13 protein-coding genes and 3 CRISPR repeat arrays are annotated in these 21,661 nt (G+C 42.5%); of the genes, 12 read left to right on the plus strand and 1 reads right to left on the minus strand.

Going from position 1 to position 21,661, the window contains the following annotated elements; all coding sequences use genetic code 11:
* Positions 1-6 precede the first annotated feature (6 nt).
* The 11 genes from cas2 to QMK20_RS10920 all read left to right on the plus strand — a co-directional run bounded on the left by cas2 (position 7) and on the right by QMK20_RS10920 (position 19,365).
* The gene (gene cas2 / locus QMK20_RS10870; protein ID WP_014281197.1) at positions 7-297 is read left to right on the plus strand and encodes a CRISPR-associated endonuclease Cas2; all 291 of its coding nucleotides are present in this window, start codon (positions 7-9) and stop codon (positions 295-297) included.
* Positions 298-478: 181 nt separating this feature from the next.
* A CRISPR array of direct repeats spans positions 479-1,603; the repeat unit is 33 nt; unit sequence GTCGCACTCTGTATGGAGTGCGTGGATTGAAAT.
* A gap of 222 nt (positions 1,604-1,825) precedes the next feature.
* Positions 1,826-4,375, plus strand: coding sequence for a LamG-like jellyroll fold domain-containing protein (locus QMK20_RS10875; protein ID WP_283655704.1), 2,550 nt, complete (start codon positions 1,826-1,828; stop codon positions 4,373-4,375).
* 269 nt (positions 4,376-4,644) lie between these two features.
* A CRISPR array of direct repeats spans positions 4,645-5,691; the repeat unit is 32 nt; unit sequence GTCGCACTCCATATGAGTGCGTGGATTGAAAT.
* Between the two features lie 647 nt (positions 5,692-6,338).
* Positions 6,339-7,241 (plus strand): CRISPR system precrRNA processing endoribonuclease RAMP protein Cas6, encoded by a 903-nt coding sequence (gene cas6, locus QMK20_RS10880; RefSeq protein ID WP_283655705.1) that lies wholly within the window; start codon positions 6,339-6,341, stop codon positions 7,239-7,241.
* A 17-nt stretch (positions 7,242-7,258) separates the two neighbouring features.
* Entirely contained in the window at positions 7,259-8,239 is a 981-nt protein-coding gene (locus tag QMK20_RS10885) for a DUF6602 domain-containing protein (RefSeq protein ID WP_283655706.1), read from the plus strand.
* Between the two features lie 21 nt (positions 8,240-8,260).
* Positions 8,261-12,208, plus strand: a complete 3,948-nt coding sequence (locus tag QMK20_RS10890) for an RAMP superfamily CRISPR-associated protein (protein WP_283655707.1) — start codon at positions 8,261-8,263, stop codon at positions 12,206-12,208.
* Positions 12,201-13,760, plus strand: coding sequence for an RAMP superfamily CRISPR-associated protein (locus QMK20_RS10895; RefSeq protein ID WP_283655708.1), 1,560 nt, complete (start codon positions 12,201-12,203; stop codon positions 13,758-13,760). Before QMK20_RS10890 ends, QMK20_RS10895 begins: the two co-directional genes overlap by 8 nt.
* Complete coding sequence (gene csx19, locus QMK20_RS10900; RefSeq protein ID WP_283655709.1) at positions 13,757-14,461, plus strand: type III-D CRISPR-associated protein Csx19; 705 nt, start codon at positions 13,757-13,759, stop codon at positions 14,459-14,461. Before QMK20_RS10895 ends, csx19 begins: the two co-directional genes overlap by 4 nt.
* Positions 14,462-14,476: 15 nt before the next feature.
* Positions 14,477-15,424 carry an RAMP superfamily CRISPR-associated protein gene (locus tag QMK20_RS10905; protein ID WP_283655710.1) on the plus strand — a complete coding sequence of 316 codons (948 nt, stop codon included), beginning with the start codon at positions 14,477-14,479 and terminating at the stop codon, positions 15,422-15,424.
* A gap of 20 nt (positions 15,425-15,444) precedes the next feature.
* A complete protein-coding gene (locus QMK20_RS10910; protein WP_283655711.1) occupies positions 15,445-16,539 on the plus strand; it encodes an RAMP superfamily CRISPR-associated protein in 1,095 nt (364 codons plus the stop codon).
* Between the two features lie 508 nt (positions 16,540-17,047).
* A CRISPR array of direct repeats spans positions 17,048-17,899; the repeat unit is 33 nt; unit sequence GTCGCACTCTGTATGGAGTGCGTGGATTGAAAT.
* A 686-nt stretch (positions 17,900-18,585) separates the two neighbouring features.
* On the plus strand, positions 18,586-19,161 hold the full coding sequence (locus QMK20_RS10915) for a hypothetical protein (protein WP_283655712.1): 576 nt from the start codon (positions 18,586-18,588) through the stop codon (positions 19,159-19,161).
* 24 nt (positions 19,162-19,185) lie between these two features.
* On the plus strand, positions 19,186-19,365 hold the full coding sequence (locus tag QMK20_RS10920) for a hypothetical protein (RefSeq protein ID WP_134912084.1): 180 nt from the start codon (positions 19,186-19,188) through the stop codon (positions 19,363-19,365).
* Positions 19,366-19,440: 75 nt separating this feature from the next.
* Here QMK20_RS10920 and QMK20_RS10925 read toward each other — a convergent pair whose 3' ends face one another.
* Positions 19,441-19,929 (minus strand): ArpU family phage packaging/lysis transcriptional regulator, encoded by a 489-nt coding sequence (locus QMK20_RS10925; protein WP_283655713.1) that lies wholly within the window; start codon positions 19,927-19,929, stop codon positions 19,441-19,443.
* A 272-nt stretch (positions 19,930-20,201) separates the two neighbouring features.
* On the opposite strand from QMK20_RS10925, the gene QMK20_RS10930 reads away from it, so the two are divergent.
* A complete protein-coding gene (locus QMK20_RS10930; RefSeq protein WP_283655714.1) occupies positions 20,202-21,620 on the plus strand; it encodes a helix-turn-helix transcriptional regulator in 1,419 nt (472 codons plus the stop codon).
* The last annotated feature ends 41 nt before the right edge of the window (positions 21,621-21,661 follow it).

The raw sequence follows: 21,661 nt of genomic DNA on the forward strand, positions 1-21,661 counted from the left end.
GTGATCTTGTTAATTCTAATTACGTATGATGTAAGCACAGTAGACAGGGAAGGCAGAAAAAGATTGGCCAAGGTTGCAAAAAAGTGTGTAGATCACGGACAAAGGGTACAAAATTCCGTGTTTGAGTGCATTTTGGATTCGACCCAGTTTCGCCGTTTGAAGTATGAATTAGAAGAATTGATAGACAAAAAAGAAGACAGCCTGCGTTTCTACAATTTAGGAGATAACTATAAAAAGAAGGTAGAGCATATGGGTGCAAAAGAAGCTTACGATATGGAAAGCCCGCTGATTCTGTAAGGTGCGAATGTGAAGCTCACATAAAAACTCCGGATCCTTCGCACCTCGAAATTTGTCGAAAAGGATTAGAATCCACTTCCTATAATAGAAGTCAATAGTTAATTCAGTCTTTTTTAGCATTATTTTGTGCGAAAATGTGTGCAATTGATACCATTAGGGTATCAATTGCTGTATTTTCGCTGTCGCACTCTGTATGGAGTGCGTGGATTGAAATGAGTTTAACGAATACCATCAACGGCAAACTAACAGCCAGTCGCACTCTGTATGGAGTGCGTGGATTGAAATATTGTGCTTCGTAGATCATCCGCAAGGACTTTGAATGTCGCACTCTGTATGGAGTGCGTGGATTGAAATTCTCAACGCGATGATTTTTGTTACAAGGTAATTTGGGTCGCACTCTGTATGGAGTGCGTGGATTGAAATCACAAAAGTATTGTCCGACGAGTTGCGTACTCGTGTCGCACTCTGTATGGAGTGCGTGGATTGAAATTTCTTGAGTTATTTATAATTAACTGACTCCATATAGTCGCACTCTGTATGGAGTGCGTGGATTGAAATCTCCTGTTCAGGATTACACTTACTTAGCAATCACGTCGCACTCTGTATGGAGTGCGTGGATTGAAATATGAAACAGAACCTAATAGATCAACTCATGCAGGCGTCGCACTCTGTATGGAGTGCGTGGATTGAAATCAGCTGCGTCATTACTAGCTGCCTGTACCGTCACGTCGCACTCTGTATGGAGTGCGTGGATTGAAATTACAACACATTGCTTATATTATATCGGAATTACTCAGTCGCACTCTGTATGGAGTGCGTGGATTGAAATACTTCCTTCCCGTTTACGTCTTTTTTTGGTTGTCTTAAGTCGCACTCTGTATGGAGTGCGTGGATTGAAATATCAACCCATCAGCCATAACCTCATCGTAGTTATACGTCGCACTCTGTATGGAGTGCGTGGATTGAAATCTTTATTTGTTGGAATAGAACCTTCTTGGAACCGGTCGCACTCTGTATGGAGTGCGTGGATTGAAATTGCTACTTTGTTAGCGATATTGACCGCCATTTCAGTCGCACTCTGTATGGAGTGCGTGGATTGAAATCGTCCGACCAGCCGTGACCATCCAGAAACTCGCTGGTCGCACTCTGTATGGAGTGCGTGGATTGAAATTTGTCTTCTATGTAATAACCGAATCTGATTTTGGTCGCACTCTGTATGGAGTGCGTGGATTGAAATAATTCTGGATTTAGTTTTTTATACTGATGGAATAGGGTCGCACTCTGTATGGAGTGCGTGGATTGAAATAACATTCAGGGTTCAATTGCAGAGTACAATAAAGCTAGTCGCACTCTGTATAGAGTGCGACCTTTCCATCACACACTGCGTCCATTTTAAGCAAACTATCCTCTTATCTACTCAAAATATATTTTACAAATACCTTTATGATTCTTGAAAACATAAAGGTATTTACTGATCAATGTAGAATATATATCGCTGTACTCCAATTCCAGAGAGGGGCAGATGAGGATGAAAAGGCGGGTTGCAGCAAATGGAATCAAGAGAGGTTTTTTAATAACGTTAGCATTATTACTAATGATTGCAGGGTCTTCATTGGGAATGAGTGATGCTTCCGCTGCACTATCTGAGCAGAAGGATAAGCAGGATGCGCCCGCTTTTTCCGAGGTATCCGTTCATGATCCCTCCATCGTCAAAGACGGCGATACTTATTATGTGTTTGGTTCACATATTTCAGCGGCGAAGAGCAAGGATCTTAAAAACTGGACTTCTTTTGCAAACGGTTACACAACTCCGGGAAACACGCTTTTTGGGGATTTATCGAAGAATCTCGCAGGTTCCTTTGCTTGGGCAGGGGAAAATGATTCGGACAGCAAGGGAGGATTCTCGGTCTGGGCGCCGGATGTATTTTGGAATGAGCATTATGTCAATGACGATGGGACAAAAGGGGCCTATATGATTTATTATAGTGCGTCTTCTACCTACATTCGTTCCGCGATCGGTGTTGCTGTTGCACCCCAAATCGAAGGTCCTTATCAATATGTGGATACGATTGTGTATTCCGGCTTTACGAAAGAGACTGCCTACGACAAGGACAGCAAAGTGGATAAAAAATGGACCAACACGCCAATCCAACAGTTGGTTGATCAAGGCAAACTGCAAGGTCCAAGAGCGGGATGGTTCAACGCAGATGGTTCTTACGCAAATAAAATGTTTCCGAATGCGATTGATCCAGCTATCTTTTATGATACAGAAGGGCGTTTATGGATGACATATGGATCATGGTCTGGGGGGATTTTTTTACTAGAGCTGGATAAAGCAACAGGAAAGCCTATCTATCCAGGTCGAGATGGAACGACGAAAGATGGTCGGCTGATTGATCGTTATTTTGGCACCAGAATTGCTGGCGGATATGGGGAATCAGGAGAGGGCCCTTACATTGAATACAATAAAGAGACAGGCTACTACTATTTATTTGTAACCTATGGCGGACTTGCCTCGGACGGTGGATATAACATGAGGTTATTCCGTTCCAAAAATCCGGCAGGACCTTATAAGGATGCCAAGGGGCAGAACGCCGTTTTACCTGTCAACACCAAGAATGCGGCTTTTGGCAACAAGCTGATAGGTAACTTTTTGTTCAACAGTAAAATTGGTGATCCAGGCGAAGGAATTGGCTATGGCTACGTATCCTCTGGCCACAACTCTGCTTATACCGATCCTGATAACGGGCAAATGTTTGTTGTCTTTCATACCCGCTTTCCTCAGCAGGGAGAGAAGCATGAATTGCGCATACACCAGATGTTCATGAACCAGGAAGGCTGGCCTGTAGTAGCTCCTTACCGTTATGGTGGTGAGACTCTTACAGAACTGGATGAGGATCAAGTCGTTGGAGATTATCAGTATACCAATCATGGCAGTGATACGTCGGCGGCGATCAAGCAAGCGCAGTTTATTCAGCTAAAAGCAGATCACACCGTCACAGGTGAGCTACAAGGAACGTGGCGTAAGGTGGGAGACGCGAGTGTTCAACTGACGCTGGAAGGCACCGTATATGACGGAGTTTTCATTAGACAATGGGATGACTATACCAAGCAATATGTAATGACATTTACGGTTGTATCCAAAACAGGGGAAATGGCCTGGGGGAGTCAGTTCGCTCCTTCCACGGATGCAACAGTGGTTGAAAGTGTATATGGCGATTTGGACCTTGGTGATACAAGTCGGTTAGTAGCCAATGTATCCCTTCCAAAGCAAGGAAGTCGGCAAACCTCGATTACTTGGAAAAGTTCAGGCCCGAGCGTCATTTCTGCGACAGGTGAGGTTAAACGTCCTGAAATCGGAGAAAAGGCTGTATCAGCCACTCTGACCGCCACGATTTCCAAAGGGGAGAGCAGTAAGAACAAAACCTTTCAAATCACAGTATCTCCTTATGAGATGGCAACGCTGACCGCACAATATAAATTTGAAAATAATCTTGAGGACAGTGAAGCTGCTTTTGCGAATGGTGAGGTCATCGGTGACCGGATTGATCGTGAAGGAGGAACTGTCACCTACACGGAGGGTACAAGTGGTCAAGCGGTCCTGTTGGATGGAAAATCTGGAATTAAGCTGCCCCAAGGGATTATATCCAGTTCTGCATATTCCGTGTCCCTGTGGGTTCATCCGAGTGAGCTGACGCTGTATACCCCCACTTTTTTCGGAGCTATGGATAGTAATCACTGGATTAGCTTGCTGCCCAAAGGTCCCGAGGGAGACAACACGATGCTTTGGTCCGGTAGCTCATCTTGGTATAACGGTAGCACCGGTATGAAAATCAAAACTAATGAGTGGACACATCTCGCCTTCACTGTAGACAAAGGAGTGTTATCCGTGTACGTGAACGGCAAACCTCAGTTTACAGGCGCAGGACTTCCAGACGTATTTACATCCAAAGCAGGAACGTTCAGCTTGGGTGTTAACTGGTGGGACCCTGCCTTTAAAGGCGCTATTGATGAGTTAAGTATATTCGCAGGGGCGCTTCCTCCATCTCAGGTGGCAGGACTGGCCAAGGTGAAATGAACCTAGACTGATAGATATGAGAGGTTGAGAAGAAGCATCTCCAGTGAGAGATTACTGTGTATGCTTCTTCTTTTTGTGTAGCATACTCAGTGCGAATGTGAAGCTCACATGAATTCCCCGGGTCCTTCGCACCTCAGATTTTGTCGAAATTCTGTCGAATGTGAATGATTTGTGAATGCATCATAAAGGGAACATGCTTTTTTTGATGCCTTATGGTCAAAATTACGCTAAAATGAATTGAAACGGGTTTGTTTTGACCCTTTTTCGCTGTCGCACTCCATATGAGTGCGTGGATTGAAATCCTACTAACCTCCCAAATTACCACCACTGAGCACCGCGTCGCACTCCATATGAGTGCGTGGATTGAAATTTGCCCTGTGATGGAAAGCGATCTTTGAAATACTCCAGGTCGCACTCCATATGAGTGCGTGGATTGAAATACTGATATATCCCTCCCTGTACCCTGTATAGGCTTAAGTCGCACTCCATATGAGTGCGTGGATTGAAATCTTCTATGGCTGCAGGCTGCATGATAAGGTCCTTTTGTCGCACTCCATATGAGTGCGTGGATTGAAATTTCGCTAGTTCGGACGGGGAACAGATTTGGGATAAGTCGCACTCCATATGAGTGCGTGGATTGAAATCTTGTTCCGATCATGAGATTATTCTAACTTTTGGGTCGCACTCCATATGAGTGCGTGGATTGAAATTAAAAATAAATGATGAAGATAATAAAAGAGAAGAAGTCGCACTCCATATGAGTGCGTGGATTGAAATTTTGTCATGGATCATTCCATCTGCCCATACTGCTGTCGCACTCCATATGAGTGCGTGGATTGAAATTCTACGTCCCAAGATTCCTTGTGAATCGCCTGTACCGTCGCACTCCATATGAGTGCGTGGATTGAAATCCTATACCAAAGGAGAGATACAATGAGAGTCATTTATAGTCCCACTCCATATGAGTGCGTGGATTGAAATCGAACTTAATTTGTACTGAGGGGGTGCGACATGATCGTCGCACTCCATATGAGTGCGTGGATTGAAATTTTAGAGTTGTAGTATGTGTTCAGGAGGTGACCATGGTCGCACTCCATATGAGTGCGTGGATTGAAATTTTCGTCATGGCAGTATCATCCCCCTCACGTCCGACGTCGCACTCCATATGAGTGCGTGGATTGAAATGTTCGCCGTTAAGCAGCTCGCGTACATATCTGCGGTCGCACTCCATATGAGTGCGTGGATTGAAATGGCTTGCTGCGGATCTGGCTGTTGGATAGCCGTGTCGCACTCCATATGAGTGCGTGGATTGAAATTCCGCTCGACTAATGTCAGCAGAGATAATTAATAAAGTCGCACTCCATATGAGTTGCGTAGATTGAAATTACTGTCAGTTCAGCATTGGTATAATCAGTGTAGTGTCTCAAGTATTGACATGAACATATCGTGTGGTACCTTACGCTATTTCACAGGCTGTCGATTGTGGAACCAATTTTTTCATAATAAACATAGTGATTTATCTTGCCACGATGAAGTCCAAGCATTAGTAGAGAAATTATAAGAATTATATGAAGAGCTCATTCGAGACTGTACGAAAATACGGTTGGAATGGGCTTTTTATGATTGATGAAAATCTAGTAAATATGAAAATGTAGAATTACGAAGAATAATATGTCTATTATTGTCTTTTGAAGGTATAATATTTCATATTACTGGTACTTTAGGCTTGTATATTCATCTAATAGGATTTGTATGGAACTAGGTTTGAAGTCGTATTTCTTAGTGGGATATTATTTGTTGAAGAAGCAAGGGTAGGAGAACAAATCTACTAAGTCTATGAGCCAGCTCCTAATGCTGCTTAATAATCCCATGTTATTCTCTCACTATGCTTATGCAGAGGCATTTCAAGGGATCAAAAGGGTACGAAGAATTTCTCTGAAAAAAATACAGTTGGGAGATCAACATGTTTGAACACATCAATACTTTAACACTTCGAGTGGTTTTTACCGCTGAGGGCAAAGGAGAATTACCTCTCTACCTGGGTTCTACGTTACGTGGGATTATGGGTCATTGTATCCGGGAATTTGTGTGCACGCGACCTAATGTACAATGTCATAAATGTGAACTGTCGCCAGACTGTGCTTATGCTAAAAACTTTTGTTCACCAGGAAATGAAGCAGGTGCTGTAAATCCTTATGTGATTCACTCACTTACCAGAGACAAGCTACGATGGGAACCACAGGATGAGTGCCAATTCGATATCACGCTAATTGGTGATGCAACGGAACATGCAGGTCTTTTTATTGATGCACTACTAGAAATGGAAAATAAAGGTTGGGGATCGGCTAGACTACCCTTTCGACTTCAGCAGATCATAGACCCTGAACGTCAGGCTCTGATTTGGAGTTCAAGTAAATTATGGATGAGGAATTGTCTACCACGTCCACTAAGTTGTGAGCAACGTCGTGCTCATACTGCCGTCGTCCGCTTTGATAGCCCGGTTCGCATATTGGTAAGTAAGCAATTGCGCAGGCAATTAACTTTTGCGGAGATGATTCATTCTCTTACGCGGAGGATTGCGTTGCTTTCGCACGCCTATACAGGTCACATCCTGCAATGGGATGAGCAGGCGATGTTGAATGAAGCGAACAAAATTAGAACCGTTGCAGCAGATTGGAAACAGGTGGATTTTGAACGTTATTCTATGACCAGAGGGGGAAAACTGCCTCTTCCAGCCATCAAAGGCTGGGCGCAGTACGAGGGGGATTTAACACCTTTTACACCAATTCTTAAAGCTGGCGAACAACTTCATATTGGGAAAAACGCCACGATTGGATTCGGGCACTATCAGGTGAATTATAATTAGGAAGAGGGAAGCTGAAAATGAGTAAGCTAACACAAACAACAGATCAAAAAGATTCAACTGAATCGCATGTATCACCTGTAGAAACAATTCAAGCTATTACAGAAAATTATACTGATCAGGAGGCAGCGATTGTTAGACAATTAAAGCTCAAAATCCCTAATCATAATCTAACCACTGGGACTACTCGTGAACTAGTATGGGGCGAATTGTTTAGATCTATGATCCCCAAAAAGTTTTGTATTGACCAGGGTGTGTTTATTATTGATTCATTTGGCAACATTTCGGCGGAAGTAGATTTAGCTATTTTTGATGAACAGTACACCCCGTATATTTTTTGTTTTGGAAATATAAAGTTTATCCCTATTGAGGCAGTTGCGGTAGCAATTCAATGTAAGAGTAAATCTACTAGCAATGCTAGTGACTGGGCAGGGACGATAAAGCCACTGAAAACATCCCTTGACTCTGTCTATCGCATAATCGGTGGCTTGTGTGACAATGGACTGGAGCAATCAACACCACCTAAGGGGCAGACCTCGACACGCCCAATCCTGATTCTCTGTACATCTGTAGAAGGTGCAAATATTACTAAAGCTACTTATGAGAAATTTGACATCGTGTTAAATGTGGGTGAGAAGAATGCCCTACAAAAAACAATAAAAAACGAAGATAAAGACTACAGCGAGTGGTATAAAGATTTGAATCATTACGGTCTTGATCGCTATGGGGAAGTGGATGAGGAAAAATATAAAAAACTTGTGAATGAGAACGCGATCAAGCCGATGGGCAAGAAATTATCCTCATTAAAAGTGAGTGACACTGATGAAAAAGTAGAAAACGTTCTTCTGTCTCTAACCTTCCAGCTGAACCAACTACTTATGTTGATCAACAATCCCATCCCGTTTCCACATCAAGCTTATGCGACAATGTTCAACGAAAACTATGCCAAGTACAAAAAAATAGTACAGGAAAAAGAACAAAAGAAGGAACAAAAAAAATAAAGAAAAGGGTGAAACGAAACGATGACAGCCTCCACACAAGGACTGCTTGCGATCTATGACATCAGTGGTATTCAGGAATATATTTTTGCCTCCAATCGACTGCGCGAGAATGTTGGGGCATCTCGTATTGTAGGGGAAATCCTGAAAAATGACTTGCCGGAAGTCATGCAAACTGTTGCTGACCAAACCCAAGCCCAAGTGAAACTCGAATGGTATCAGAGGGTAGGAGAAAGTAAACGAGAAGCCGAGGAATCTTTTGATATTGCACATAAGGATTCTATATTAGCGGCTGAAATTGTATATATCGGTGGGGGGAGTGCCATTGTTGCATACAGAGATCGGAATTACTTTCAACAGGTGAATATTGAGTTTGCGAAGCGGATCATTGAGACAACATACACACTTTCCATGGCAGTGGCGCATATCGAGACTAACTTTGGTAAATCTGATCAGTTCGGTACTGACCGAATGCGACTGGAGGGGGAGTTGGAGCGGGTTAAAGCGGGTATGCTGCGTCAACGTCCGGCGGGTGCTTTTCCCATATCCGAGCAAGAGAGCTTTGGCGGATTACCGGTCACCTCTCATGACAGGAAGAGCGGAGAAGGGATTTCGACAGTCCAGACTCTAAAACGTCAGGCGGCGGATGATGAACGTCTAAAAGTGGGTGATGCTAGCAGCCACTTCAATGAAATATTCCCTTTGCCTAAAGAATTGAAGGGTTTGAAGTGGGGTTTTGAAATGAAAGATATGGTTCGCTCAACTGGAGAGGATGGTTATGTAGCCGTTGTACATATTGATGGTAATGGGATGGGGCAGCAGCTTAAGAATAAGATGGAAGTATTGCAAAATGATAATGTTTCGTATGCACAAGCTGTTGTAGAAATGAGGAAACTTTCGTTGGAGATATCCGAGGGGTACCGTGAGAATTTCTACCGAGTCATCAAACATATTGCATGTGTTGATTCAATCTTAAAGGAAAATATGTTACCCATTCGACCCTTGATTATGGATGGTGACGATTTAACATTTATTTGCCGAGCTGATTTGGCGGTTCCGATGGCGGCGGCGTTTCTACAGGATTTGGAATCAACGAAGCTTAAGTTGGATAAACAAGATAAACGCATTTCGTTGTCTGCCTGTGCTGGAATTGCGATAGTACATAGTCACTTTCCGTTCAGCATTGCCTATGATATTGCCGAAGAATGCTGTAAAGAAGCAAAAAAGAAGAGACACAAAGAGAAGGACTGTCACCGGGAAAGTGATAGCTATTTGGACTTTCATTTGGTTCGGGGAAGCTATGTACAACAGTTGAAGGACATTCGTAACAATCTCACCTTTAAAAAAGATGAACAGTACGGTCGCCCGTATCTCGTGTCGGCTCCAAAATTATCAACAGATCCAATGGCAGCCGATTCATTTAACTTGCTGCATACATGCTTGGAACATATTCAGGGGCATAGCGATCAGGAGAGTACTTGGCCGAGTACGTGGTTGAACAGACTCTATCGTGAGTATCTTGCTAATGGGGAGAAACTGGATATTTTAATCGACGAATTGCGTTCTCGAAACCTGCATCTTAAGCAGCTTTATCAAACTAAGGAGCAAAATAATGTTGGGCAATTGGACTATGCTGAAGAGAAACTGTCTGACCACCCACATGCGACTATTTTTGATGCACTTGAGTTGATAGATTTGTATAAGTCAGCGGTGTTTAGTTTGGACGGAGCGGGGGGAGACTCAATGATACAAGCATGGTTAGAAATTACACTTCATAGTGAATTATGTGCGGCTACAGGTGATAGTATCGCTGGGATGGTGGATACAGATATAGCGACTGAAGCGGGATTGCCTATCATTCCATCCAAGCGAATTAAAGGCTGTCTACGCGCCGTTGGGCAGAATTTGCTCGATTGGGGGATAGCTGGTTCTTCTGAGATGAACGCTCTTTTTGGAACAATTGGGCAACAGCATGGTGGATTACTACAAGTTCATGACGCTCATCTCTACGAAATCCCCGACAAAGATTCAGGAGGTGACGTCGTCCGAATTGAAGATTATGACCGATTTTTAAGTCAGGCTCAAAGTAAGTCCCAACAGGAACAGCAGAATATTCTCAATGAACTAACGGAATTACGTACTCGCACTGCAATGGACCCGATTAGCGGAACAGCACAACCCCATTCATTACGTACAATACGTGTGTTGCATAAGGGGATAGTGCTCAGAAGTCAAGTTATCATTCAAGAAAGTCTTGGTAACGGTAAAGAGAGCGACAAGAAAAATCGGTCGAATAAAACTAAAAACTATGTAAAATTACTAACAGATTGTGTCAATGGCTTACGTGGAATAGGGCTAGGGAATACAAGAGGGCTAGGTGAGGTCAGTTGTCAGCTAATCTGGATCAATGAATCACATGATGAGATGCAACAAGAACAGCAAATAACACCCATTCTTTCCGGTCCTCCAGAGAAAATCACGGAACTGCCGTATACATTGCACCTGGACCAGCCGGTATTAATCCCTGGTCAAGGCGGGCTATATTACAGTAGTGCGAATTGCATTCCAGGCTCGGCTATGTTGGGGGCACTGGCAGGGATGTATATAAACCAGCAGGGGCTGGGTGGAAAAGCCCATACGAATGAAGATTTTGCTCGAATCTTTCTGAATGGAGGCGTGCAGTTCGGATATGCTTTTCCAACCGTAGCTGACAGAGTATTCATTCCTTGTCCAGTTAGCTGGCAAGGTGTTAAAAACGAAGAAGCAGCTTACGATAAGGCAAATATAGCGAACTGGAACTCTAGTAATGAAAATTTGAATAATATGGAGTTTAGAGGCATTAACTCCTATGTCTATCTGGATCAACTTTCAACAGAAGGAAGTTCAGAAACTACACAACTACTGAAATACGAGCCGGAAAAAGAAGTGCGTATGCATCATGCACGACCACTTGATCGGTCATATGGACATGCACTGGGTTCTGATCATGGCCCTAATATGGGGCAATTCTATCAGTATGTAGCACTGAAAAAGGATCAATCCTTCTCAGGGACGCTTCGTGGAAATATAGCAGATTTAAATAAACTATTATCATGTATTAAGCAAAACGGTAACCAGCTTCGGCTAGGGCGCTCTCGTACAGCAGAGTATGGGAATGTCACTTTTAAGGCAGATTCTGTAGCTTCACAGCCTAATCTATTGATGTCCGTGGGTGGGCAGCGGAATCCTTTGAATTGTTTTACAATTAGCCTGCTCACACCACTAGTTCTGGCTGATGCAAGTGGGCGCGTGGAGGCGAATCCTGCTTTCTTCCTGGAAGAATTGAAGACAAGGCTTGCTCTTGACATTAAGACTACAGAACTCCAACTGAAATTTGGTACAGTCTCGGGTTACAACTCGAAATGGCGTATGCCCAAACCGCAACGTCCAATGCTGGACGTCGGTTCGGTGTTCACGATCACACTGGAAGATACACTAACGGTAGGGCCTGAACAAATTGAGCAAATACGCTGGGGAGAGTTGACCGAGGAAGGCTGTGGGCAAGTTAAGGTAATAGCTGCTCCAACAGCAGCAGAAGCATGGAATGTCACTACTATTTATGCTGATGATCATCAACAAGGTGAAGGTCTTTCCATACAAGACGAGCTTCAATCAGATTCTGCGTATGAAAAGCTGGAAAAGCGAATCAGCACGTATGATCGCGATTATGCAAAAGGACGGGAATGTGCTGGAAAAGTGAAAACCGAGGGGCTTGGATTGACCAAGCTTCATCAGCTACGGGACTTATTCCAAAGCTTGACCACTAAAGAAACCTTAGAGAAAGAACTCCAAAAAATGACTGTTGAAGAAGTGAAGTCCCGGTATAAGGGGGTCGTTGAAATTTTTCAAAAAGGGAATTTGAATAGCAAAGCCTTTAAAGAGGGGTACTTTAGAACGCTGATATGGAAGGTGAGGGGAGAAAAGAATGAATAAGCAATCAAAGCCTACAGAGCATCTCAAACTAACGGGTAAGATTACCGAGCGATATTGCATCCAATTAACAGGTCGTCTGGGGTCCCCCTTACTTGCAGGCTCGGGTGATGACCGGAATACAGATAGTGACGTCATTGTCGATTATACGGGTCGTCCTTTCGTACCTGGAAGTGCATTAGCGGGCGCATTCCGTCATTTTTTGCAAGAGAATGTACAAGGGGCAGACAACAAATCTGTTGTTCAGCAGGTTCTTCATTTTCTATTCGGCGGATCTTCAGCAATATCCACTCCAACGGGTCTTACGGATGCTGGACAACAAAGCCGGTTGATCATTTATGATATGTCTTTGGAAGATGAGAGCGCAGTGATAGGAATCCGTGATGGAGTTAAGCTTGATTCCTATAAGTCAGCAGAAGATGAAGGGAAATACGAAGTACAAATGGTTGAAGCGGGCGCAGGCTTTATATTGCGATTGGAATGGCTGCGACGAGATACCGACAGCCTTCATCTTGGACAACAGTCCGGACATGTAGATATTGCTGTATCAGTGGCCAATCTTTTAATGAAATTAATAGATGGTTTGGTAAGCGGTGATCTTACAATTGGAGCCAAAGGTCGCCGGGGGTTTGGTAAATTACAGATTAACCAGGTACATATGCGCCGATTTGATTACACCGACCGAAGCCAAGCAACGAAATGGCTTGTATGGAATTGGCGACATAAGGATGCTTTTGACAAACAAACGGAAATCAAGCAGTGGCAAGCAGGTAGCAGTAAGCTTCCAGGTTTTGTACGTGTGGGAGATCACGATATTTCAAGGTACTGCAAGCTGGTGGTGCCATTGCGAATTCGTCATACCCTTATGATTCGCAGTTATTTGACAAAAGGCTTTCAGGAAAATGGGGTTCCAGTTTTTGAGCAACTTCGTAAGAGTAGCCAAGCAGGGAACGGACAGGAGAATCCAGCAGTGATCCCCGGAACCAGTTGGATGGGTGCCATCAGAGAACGCCTTAATGTTCTGCTCGAAGAAGTGGGTGTGACAGATGGGCAAATGAGACGAGGGAAGCTGGAGAAATTATTTGGGACTCGTATCGGTGCTGAAAGAAATGACAATGGTAGAACCCATTCCAACTCTCTTATCGCATCACTCATTCGAGTAGAGGAATCCGTCGTAGCGGGTGGGCACCCACTGACCATGACGAGGAACAAAATTGATCGATTCACCGGAGGAACGGTTGAAGGTGCTTTGTTCACGTCTATACCTTGGGTGGGTGGAGCTACAGAGCTAGTGCTACGTTGGGAAAGAGCAAGCTACCTGATTTCAGATGCGGCTATTTGTGGATTACTACTGTGGATTGTGCGTGACTTGGAAGAAGGCTTGCTTGCAGTCGGTGGGGAAACAGCAATTGGACGTGGATTATTTTCAAAAGATAGCACTAAACCGATTACCCTGGACGGACAGCCTTTACTAGAATCAGCATATAGCCCTTACTATCTTGCTGCCTTGAAGTGGTGTCAAGCTGAACATATAGAGCAAGGAGCGAATACATGAGTACATTAACCATCATGGAACAAAGAACCTTTGTATCTTACAAGACAGTAGAAGAAAGTAATCTTCTTGAATTGTTAAAGCAGTGGTTTGTCATGCCAAGCGATACCTCAGAAACTTATGTATATGGGGTCATGAATGATCAGGTAGCTATAGGTCGGTATTATAATCAGCAACTATGGATGGGTCATGCTCAGTCTTGGGACGTTAAGGAGTTAAAATCAATAGAAGATGTGAAGCAATTACGTGAGTTGAGAATTTTCAATGTGGATCAGGAGCTTCGAGCCCTTCGTGTGGGTCAACAATTCCGTTTGCGGTTGCTACAAGACAATCATAGTCACGCTTCTGCTTCTGACGATCAGGATGATCAAGTAAATCTATCAGATCAGGTCGAGTTATCAGGTGATTTTGAACAGTCAGGCCCACGGATTTGGAGTAGCCTCGACGAAAAACATAAACTTTGGGGTTCGGCGGATGTTTCCAAATCAAAGCTCAACGACATACAAGAACACAAATGGACACCTTTGGTTGCCGCGCGGGGAACCAGGCTGTATTTTCCAGGAGAACTTAAGCAAGGTGCACAAAAAGCAGTTCAGATTCGGAATTACATTGATTTTAATCCGGTTGCTAATAAGCTTGGAGCCTATACGCCAATTTATCGGTTCGTAGATGAACGTTTTGTTGATTTCGTTGATTGTGATTGAGAGGAGAGAAGTGAAATGAAGTCAAATCAGTATCAGGGAGTAGCTCCAGAAGAGCGATTTATTAATCCCTATAATTTTGTTCCTTTAGAAGCTCAATGTGAGCGACAACCTATAAATGCCTACAAAGAGGGAAAGGAACTTTACTCGGGTTATATAGATTGCTCAATGCATCTGAAAACGCCTATATTCATTCCAAATTCTTCAGGAGAATGTGTCTTAAGTAATATGAAGAGCAAAAATGATGATAAATATGAAAAGAGCTATGATTTCTTTTCTTATGATGATTTAAGCCATTGTAAGCCAGGAGATCGAAAGGAAGTATATAGCGTACCTGTCATTCCTGGTTCAGAGATTCGTGGTGTGGTGAGAAGCGTATTTGAGGCAGCGTTTAATGGGTGTCTATCTACCATAGATACTGGGCGAGTCCTGCACCGGCGTTCAGCGGCAAATGATGTTAAAAAGCCTGGTATATTAAGATATGACACAGATCAAGAAAAATGGTTCGTTTATTCGTGTGATCGAATCATGTTGAACAGGCGGTTTGATAAACTCGACAAAAAAGATAAACATAAACACGGCAAATTTATGAGCAATGAGGAATATAATGGTTATGATGAAGGTCAAAAAATTTATTTTAAAAAGTCTGATAATGAGTATGACAATAAATATTATATGCCTTATGTAGTTGATGATTTTTTTGTAGGGGAACCCACCCAGGACATGGATAATTTATGGCAGGAGGGATATTTACACAAGGGTGAACCTTTTGGAACGAAAAAGCATCACGAGTCCGTGTTTTATTTTGAAACAAAGAATATTAGCAAGAGGCTGACGGTGGATGAGAAGACATTAGACAATTTTCTGGCTGTCCTGAATCTTTATGAGGAAAATAATAAAGAAAAAAAGAGGGTTCACCTCATACCGGATATGCAGCCTATAAAAAGCAAACGTTATCCAAAATAAAGAATAAAGAAGATATCCTTGTGTTCTATTCAGCAGCAAATGGAAATCAAGCTCAATATCTATCACCCTCTATGATCTCACAACAAGTATATTATACAAAAATCAAAGAAATGCTGACTAAAAATGGTGGTTATGAACCGTGTGAAGATCGTCATTGTGTGTGTCCGGCTTGTGCGCTGTTCGGTATGATCCCTCCAGATGAGCAGAACACAAGGAGCCGTACGGCTAGGCAGGCTCTAGGCTCAAGAGTTAGATTTACAGATGCAACCCTATTGGAGTCGAGTCTGTTGAAAGAAAGAAAAGATTACTATCGCGGGGATATTCGTTTGCCAGCGATGGGAGAACCCAAACCTGGGGCCGTGGAGTTTTATACAAAAAAACCGTCGGATTATCAAGAGGGAGCGCTATTTTGGACATATGATTATTGGGTTAAGAAGGAAGGGAAAACAAGGACACCAATAAAAGATTCAGCATTTGGTATTCGCGGACGGAAATTCTATTGGCATAGTGAGAATTGGAAACAGTACAAAGACAAATTACATGGTATATCGACTGAATTTCTGAAAGAAAATATAAATACAAATATGACTGCCGGCGTTCGCCCTCTTAATCATGAAAAGTGTCCAGCTTTTCAATTTAAGGTGTACTATGAACATCTGACATGGGATGAATTGAATCAATTAAAGTGGAGCCTTGATTTTAATGATTCGGCTTGTTCACACAAGATTGGGCGAGGTAAACCCTTGGGTTTTGGAAGTATACAGTTAAAAATTGAACAAGTCATGCAACGAACTATTGATTTACAAACAGGAGAATGGTTCATGAAACAATTCCCTGATACATGTCGTGAGGAGTTGCCTGAAAGTGATGCTATGAAAGATTTGAAGCTTATTACAGGTTGGGAGAGCAAACCCACGGCTACAATTTCGTATCCACAAATAAGATTGGAGAGAACGACAGAGCCTAGAGAACAGCAAAACAATGTAAATGAAGAGGCTTCACATAGATGGTTTACTGAGAACGCGAAGCGTGATAAGAAAGTTCTACCCACTATACAAGAAGAAATGTCGGCTAATGAAGCATCTAATTGGCTAAAAAAGATAAAGGTAAAATAAAAGACAAAACGTAGTAAAAACGACTATAATACTAGGAGATAGTCAATATATTTCGAGGTGAGAATGTGAAGCTCACATGAAAATCCTGCGAGCTTCGTACCCCAGATTTGTCGAAAACATGTCGATTGAGGTACGCTAAATAATGCTTAAATAGGGTCGATATGAACCATGATCTTGTAATTTTAATTACGTATAAATTAGAAGAGTTGATCGATTCAAAAGAAGTCAGCCTTCGATACCGCAATTTAGGAGATAACTAAAAAAAAGAAAGTAGAGTATGTGAGGGAAAAAGAGTCTTTCGATATGGAAAGCCTGCTGATTCTGTAAGGTGCGAATGTGAAGCTCACATAAAAACCCCGGATCCTTCGCACCTCGAAATTTGTCGAAAAGAAATGTAATCAGTTCAATTCGGTAAAAGTCAAGGGTGGATTCAAGCTTTTTTGACATCGTTTTTTGCGGAAATGTGTGAAATTGATATCAATAAGGTATGAATTGCTGCATTTTCGCTGTCGCACTCTGTATGGAGTGCGTGGATTGAAATGAAATGGAAGGTAGTATTGGTTAAGCCCGTCCTATAGTCGCACTCTGTATGGAGTGCGTGGATTGAAATTAAACAGGGTGTAGGTAACACCTGCACCCACTAAGGGGTCGCACTCTGTATGGAGTGCGTGGATTGAAATCGGTGGTGGCTGACGACAAAGAAGATACCCTTACGTCGCACTCTGTATGGAGTGCGTGGATTGAAATCATTATGCGATAGCATGGATCGGCCTAATTGTTATTCGTCGCACTCTGTATGGAGTGCGTGGATTGAAATAGTAGCGATATCGGTATGGGGGAAGAGGAAATACGAGAGTCGCACTCTGTATGGAGTGCGTGGATTGAAATGAGTTAAAGTCAACCTCTAACACTAAAACATCAGTCGCACTCTGTATGGAGTGCGTGGATTGAAATAGCTTGAACAGCGGCTAGAATGTCATGAGTTGCACTTGTCGCACTCTGTATGGAGTGCGTGGATTGAAATTTTAAAGCCTTTACTTACAGAGAAAGTTCGTCGGGTCGCACTCTGTATGGAGTGCGTGGATTGAAATAGGTAGGTGGCAGTAGTCTCGGCTAGTTGGCGCCAGTCGCACTCTGTATGGAGTGCGTGGATTGAAATGTTCTAGCTGATTGGCAAGAAATCGGAGAATAGCATGTCGCACTCTGTATGGAGTGCGTGGATTGAAATACCTCATCCAGTATATCTGGCTTGTTGGTGTCGGTCGCACTCTGTATGGAGTGCGTGGATTGAAATTAAGTATTCATATTCATCATCCTTTCAGGTGAAGTCGCACTCTGTATGGAGTGCGTGGATTGAAATTTCATATTGGGTTATAAAAAATTAGTAGCAGAATCGTCGCACTCTATATGAGAGTGTGGAATGACTCTGGTGAAGCTTGGTTACAGAAGCTCTGCTGCTGCGAGCTACTTGAGCACTGGGGGCGTAGCGATGAGCGGGCCTTTCGACCTGTTGCCTTTAACATAAGCCTTGACCTCGCGGGTATAGTAAACAACGCCTTGACCCTCAACAACTGGATAGCCGCTCATGTCATCAGTTAGTGAAGTTTGTACATGTTTGCCAGTGCTGCTTGGCATGTTTCTCATCGTGAAGATGCAGGATGCCTTCTGAATCCAAAAATGCGAAAGGTGGTAGTGTAGTAGACATGGTTCATGTCCTCCTAATATGGTATTTCGAAAAATCAAAAAGGCCGGCACATTGGCCGACCTGATCACCAAGGCTCGAAAGATGCGGTGTGTTCCTTATTTGATTTTCCATGATACAAATTTACCACAGCTAAAGTCTAACGAACGGCCATCATTCGGTCATAAGTCATTCAATAAACAGTCACTTTTCATAGACTATAATAACCATTTATTATTCAAATGCTATAAATAGCTATTCTTACAACAAAAATCATCTACTATATCCCTCTATTTTACAAAAACATATAATTCATGTTAGTATATTGATGAATATACCAAATTTATGAAGAGAGGATTGATTTTATGCAAAAGTTTAAGCAATTGGGTATCGCGTCATTATCAGCTCTTATGTTGTCATCGTTTACACTTCCTGCTTTCGCCAATGCTCAAGCTGCAAACAACGTAGAATCTTCTATAACTTCAGAGACTAAGATTGACTTGGAAAATGGAATTGTTGATGAAAGAGTAGAGCAAGAATTAAGACAAGTTGATTATGATGACCTTTTCAAAACTGTAGGCACTAATCTTGGACTGGTCGATACTCAACGTCCATCTGGAGAAGTAAGTACACAAGGCTGGAGATCAAAGTTCGCAAAAGAAGTAGCGTTAGAATTAATTTCTAAACTAAAGAATATTGGATCACGTGCTTGGAATGAACAGATAAAAATTTATGTAGATAAGATACCGCTTTTGACCGACGGTGCAAAAGAAACTTTGAAATATTATCTTGGCTATCAAGTAATAATGCAAGCTTTGGATATCATGGTAGATTTCACAGGCACAGCAGAGGATGGTCTTGCTTACGCCTTAAAATATGTTGGATTGCCTGCATGGTTGGCCGAACCCGCATCGAGAGCAATTGTCTTCTTCCTGCTGTAAAACCGAACAAAAGGGGGACTAAACGTGTACATACTCGCATTGATTATACTTATTACTACAGGTTTGGTATCCATTGCTGATATTCTGTTCGATATAAAAGATTCAGGTGAAGGAATCAGGTTGATGGTTAAAACTTCACAGGCTCTATTTTTCTTATCATTGTTGTTTTTTGTAGTAAAAAGCGGTACCAAGAAAAAAGACTGAAATCATCAAACATAGAACAAGGGTGGAGTTGATATATTTTATCAACTCCACCCTTGTTTGTTATGGTAACCTGGCTTAACAAACAACTTCACTTCCATAGTTTGTTTGTTCTTTAATCACTTCCAGTCTCAATGCAGCAGCTAAAATGCTTAATGCCTCGATCTTGATCCTCCTAAACGTACTCTCGCTCATTCCCATCTCCCCGCAACTTATATAATCAAATTCAGCCTCATTGTCTAAATAGCTCCGCTGAATAACCTCTCTTTGTATACTGGACAATTTGCTCATTGCAAGCTCCAACAGCCGATCTTTAGCCTGAAGCTTTGCATCTCTATCCACGTTGTAAATGGCGATGTCCTCCGTCTGCTTACTGATTGCATTGGTAGACTGATGTTCTCTATATGAATAGGCTTGCGTAATTGCCGCCTCGCGCCGCACAAAATTAATCTGTCGATACTGCCGAACTATCTCCAGATATTCCTCCACCGCAAGGCGGGTGGCTTTCTCATCAATCGGCAGAATGTTAAAAGTCAGTTGTAAGTTGTTTTTTCTTCTCTTCCCCATTATCGCTTTCCTCTCACCATTGACCCTCGCGAGCCTGGCCAAGGAATGCGGGGGTTGTTTGTATAGTATTCAAAACCCGTGTGAAATTTTTCCATGGTCTATTAAATTCCACTCCTCTCGTTCGTGTCACCATGTCCTTTTTGGACAACTTATGCCAAAAGTAGTTTTTTCATATGAGTTGCAAAAAAAATGTTGACAGTTGTTAATTTTTGGACAAAAATAGAAATTGATCTTTAAAATTATGGAATTTTTATGTGAAGGGTGGTTATGACTTGAAGCATACACCTACGATTTTAGCGGAGTTTGAAGAGTATCTAAAACAAAACAACTTGACATTGGCTCAATTTGCGGAATTTTCAGGTGTTCATCAAAGAACACTTAGTAATTGGATTACTCAACATCGTCCTGTTTCAGTACAACAGCTTGACCGAATCACGTTGGCTATGGGATTACCGGAGGGCTATTTTTACGAACTATACATAGAAAATTACATCATCGACCTTCCCCCGAATTGGCGGCGAATCGAGCCACTATTATATCGTTGTGGAGAGCTGGACAAGCTGGATGCGATCCGTCGAATGGTTGGACATATTATGGACAGTCCGTTGTATTCGCCCAGACTATATGACATTGCGGAAGCGCTATTTGCACAGGGACGACATGCTGCTGCGTTGCTGCTCTATGAGAATGTAGCAGAAGTGGAAAAATATCAACATTCTGAACGCTTGGCAATCTGTCAATATCGTATATTCACAATTCAGGTTGGAGACGATCAGAACCGAAATCTCAAGGCAGCTACGCTATTTGAACCCTTTATTGAACGGTTGGATGAAATAGTTCAGCTTGATGCATTGAAGGATTTGGCGAATGTGTATCGTTCTTTGCGTCAGTGGGACAGGCTGGATGCAACAGCTCGAAAAATGAGAGATAAAGCGGAAATTCAATATAAGATGAAGCATCGGCAGAAGAAACGAAAACGTGAGGAGTCTAAAAAGAAAGCAAGAAACCCGCTATTCGGATACATTGCTTATGCGGATTTATTGTGTGCCAGTGTCTGTGAAGCTCAAGGCGATTACCAACAAGCTCTACAATTTACATACGCCTACGCAGATTTGGATTGGGTCATAGAGACGGACGAGGGTACTCAACACTGGGTTAACTTGTTCAAGCATTGGTCACAAGCCAATGCTAGAGTGAATAAGCTTTTATCCGGAGATATCAATGTATTAAATGATTATGTTGAATATATGGGTGCGTCGTCAAATACAACTGCTGAAGATAGGGTTACCCAACTACTGAACATTATGATGGTGGCTAACCGATATCAGGTCGATGTGGATGACATACTCCAGCGTTTCGAAATCGAGATTGACTCTATTTCACAGCAACCGTCATCTGCTGATATGTATACTCAACAAGTAATCCCAGAGCAGTCCGCACGTTTGAGCTATGAGTTGGCCTATTATTTTTTGTATCGGGGTATGTATAATGATGGACTTAAACATTTGTGGTATTCCATTCTAAAGTGTCATACACTAAATAATGAGACTTATATTATAAACTGCATGGGTCTGTTCTTGCATTTCAGAATGAACTTAGCTCCTGAAGGGAAGACACAATTCCTAAATTTTATTGAAAAGGTGTGGTTAGACAATGTTGAAAAAAATGCTCCTTTTGATCGTCGTAACTAGCTTTTTGTTTATTCTGATTGTGCCGGATCAAGCTCATAACC

It is taken from the genome of Paenibacillus sp. RC334 (assembly GCF_030034735.1).
Classification (GTDB): Bacteria; Bacillota; Bacilli; order Paenibacillales; family Paenibacillaceae; genus Paenibacillus; species Paenibacillus terrae_A.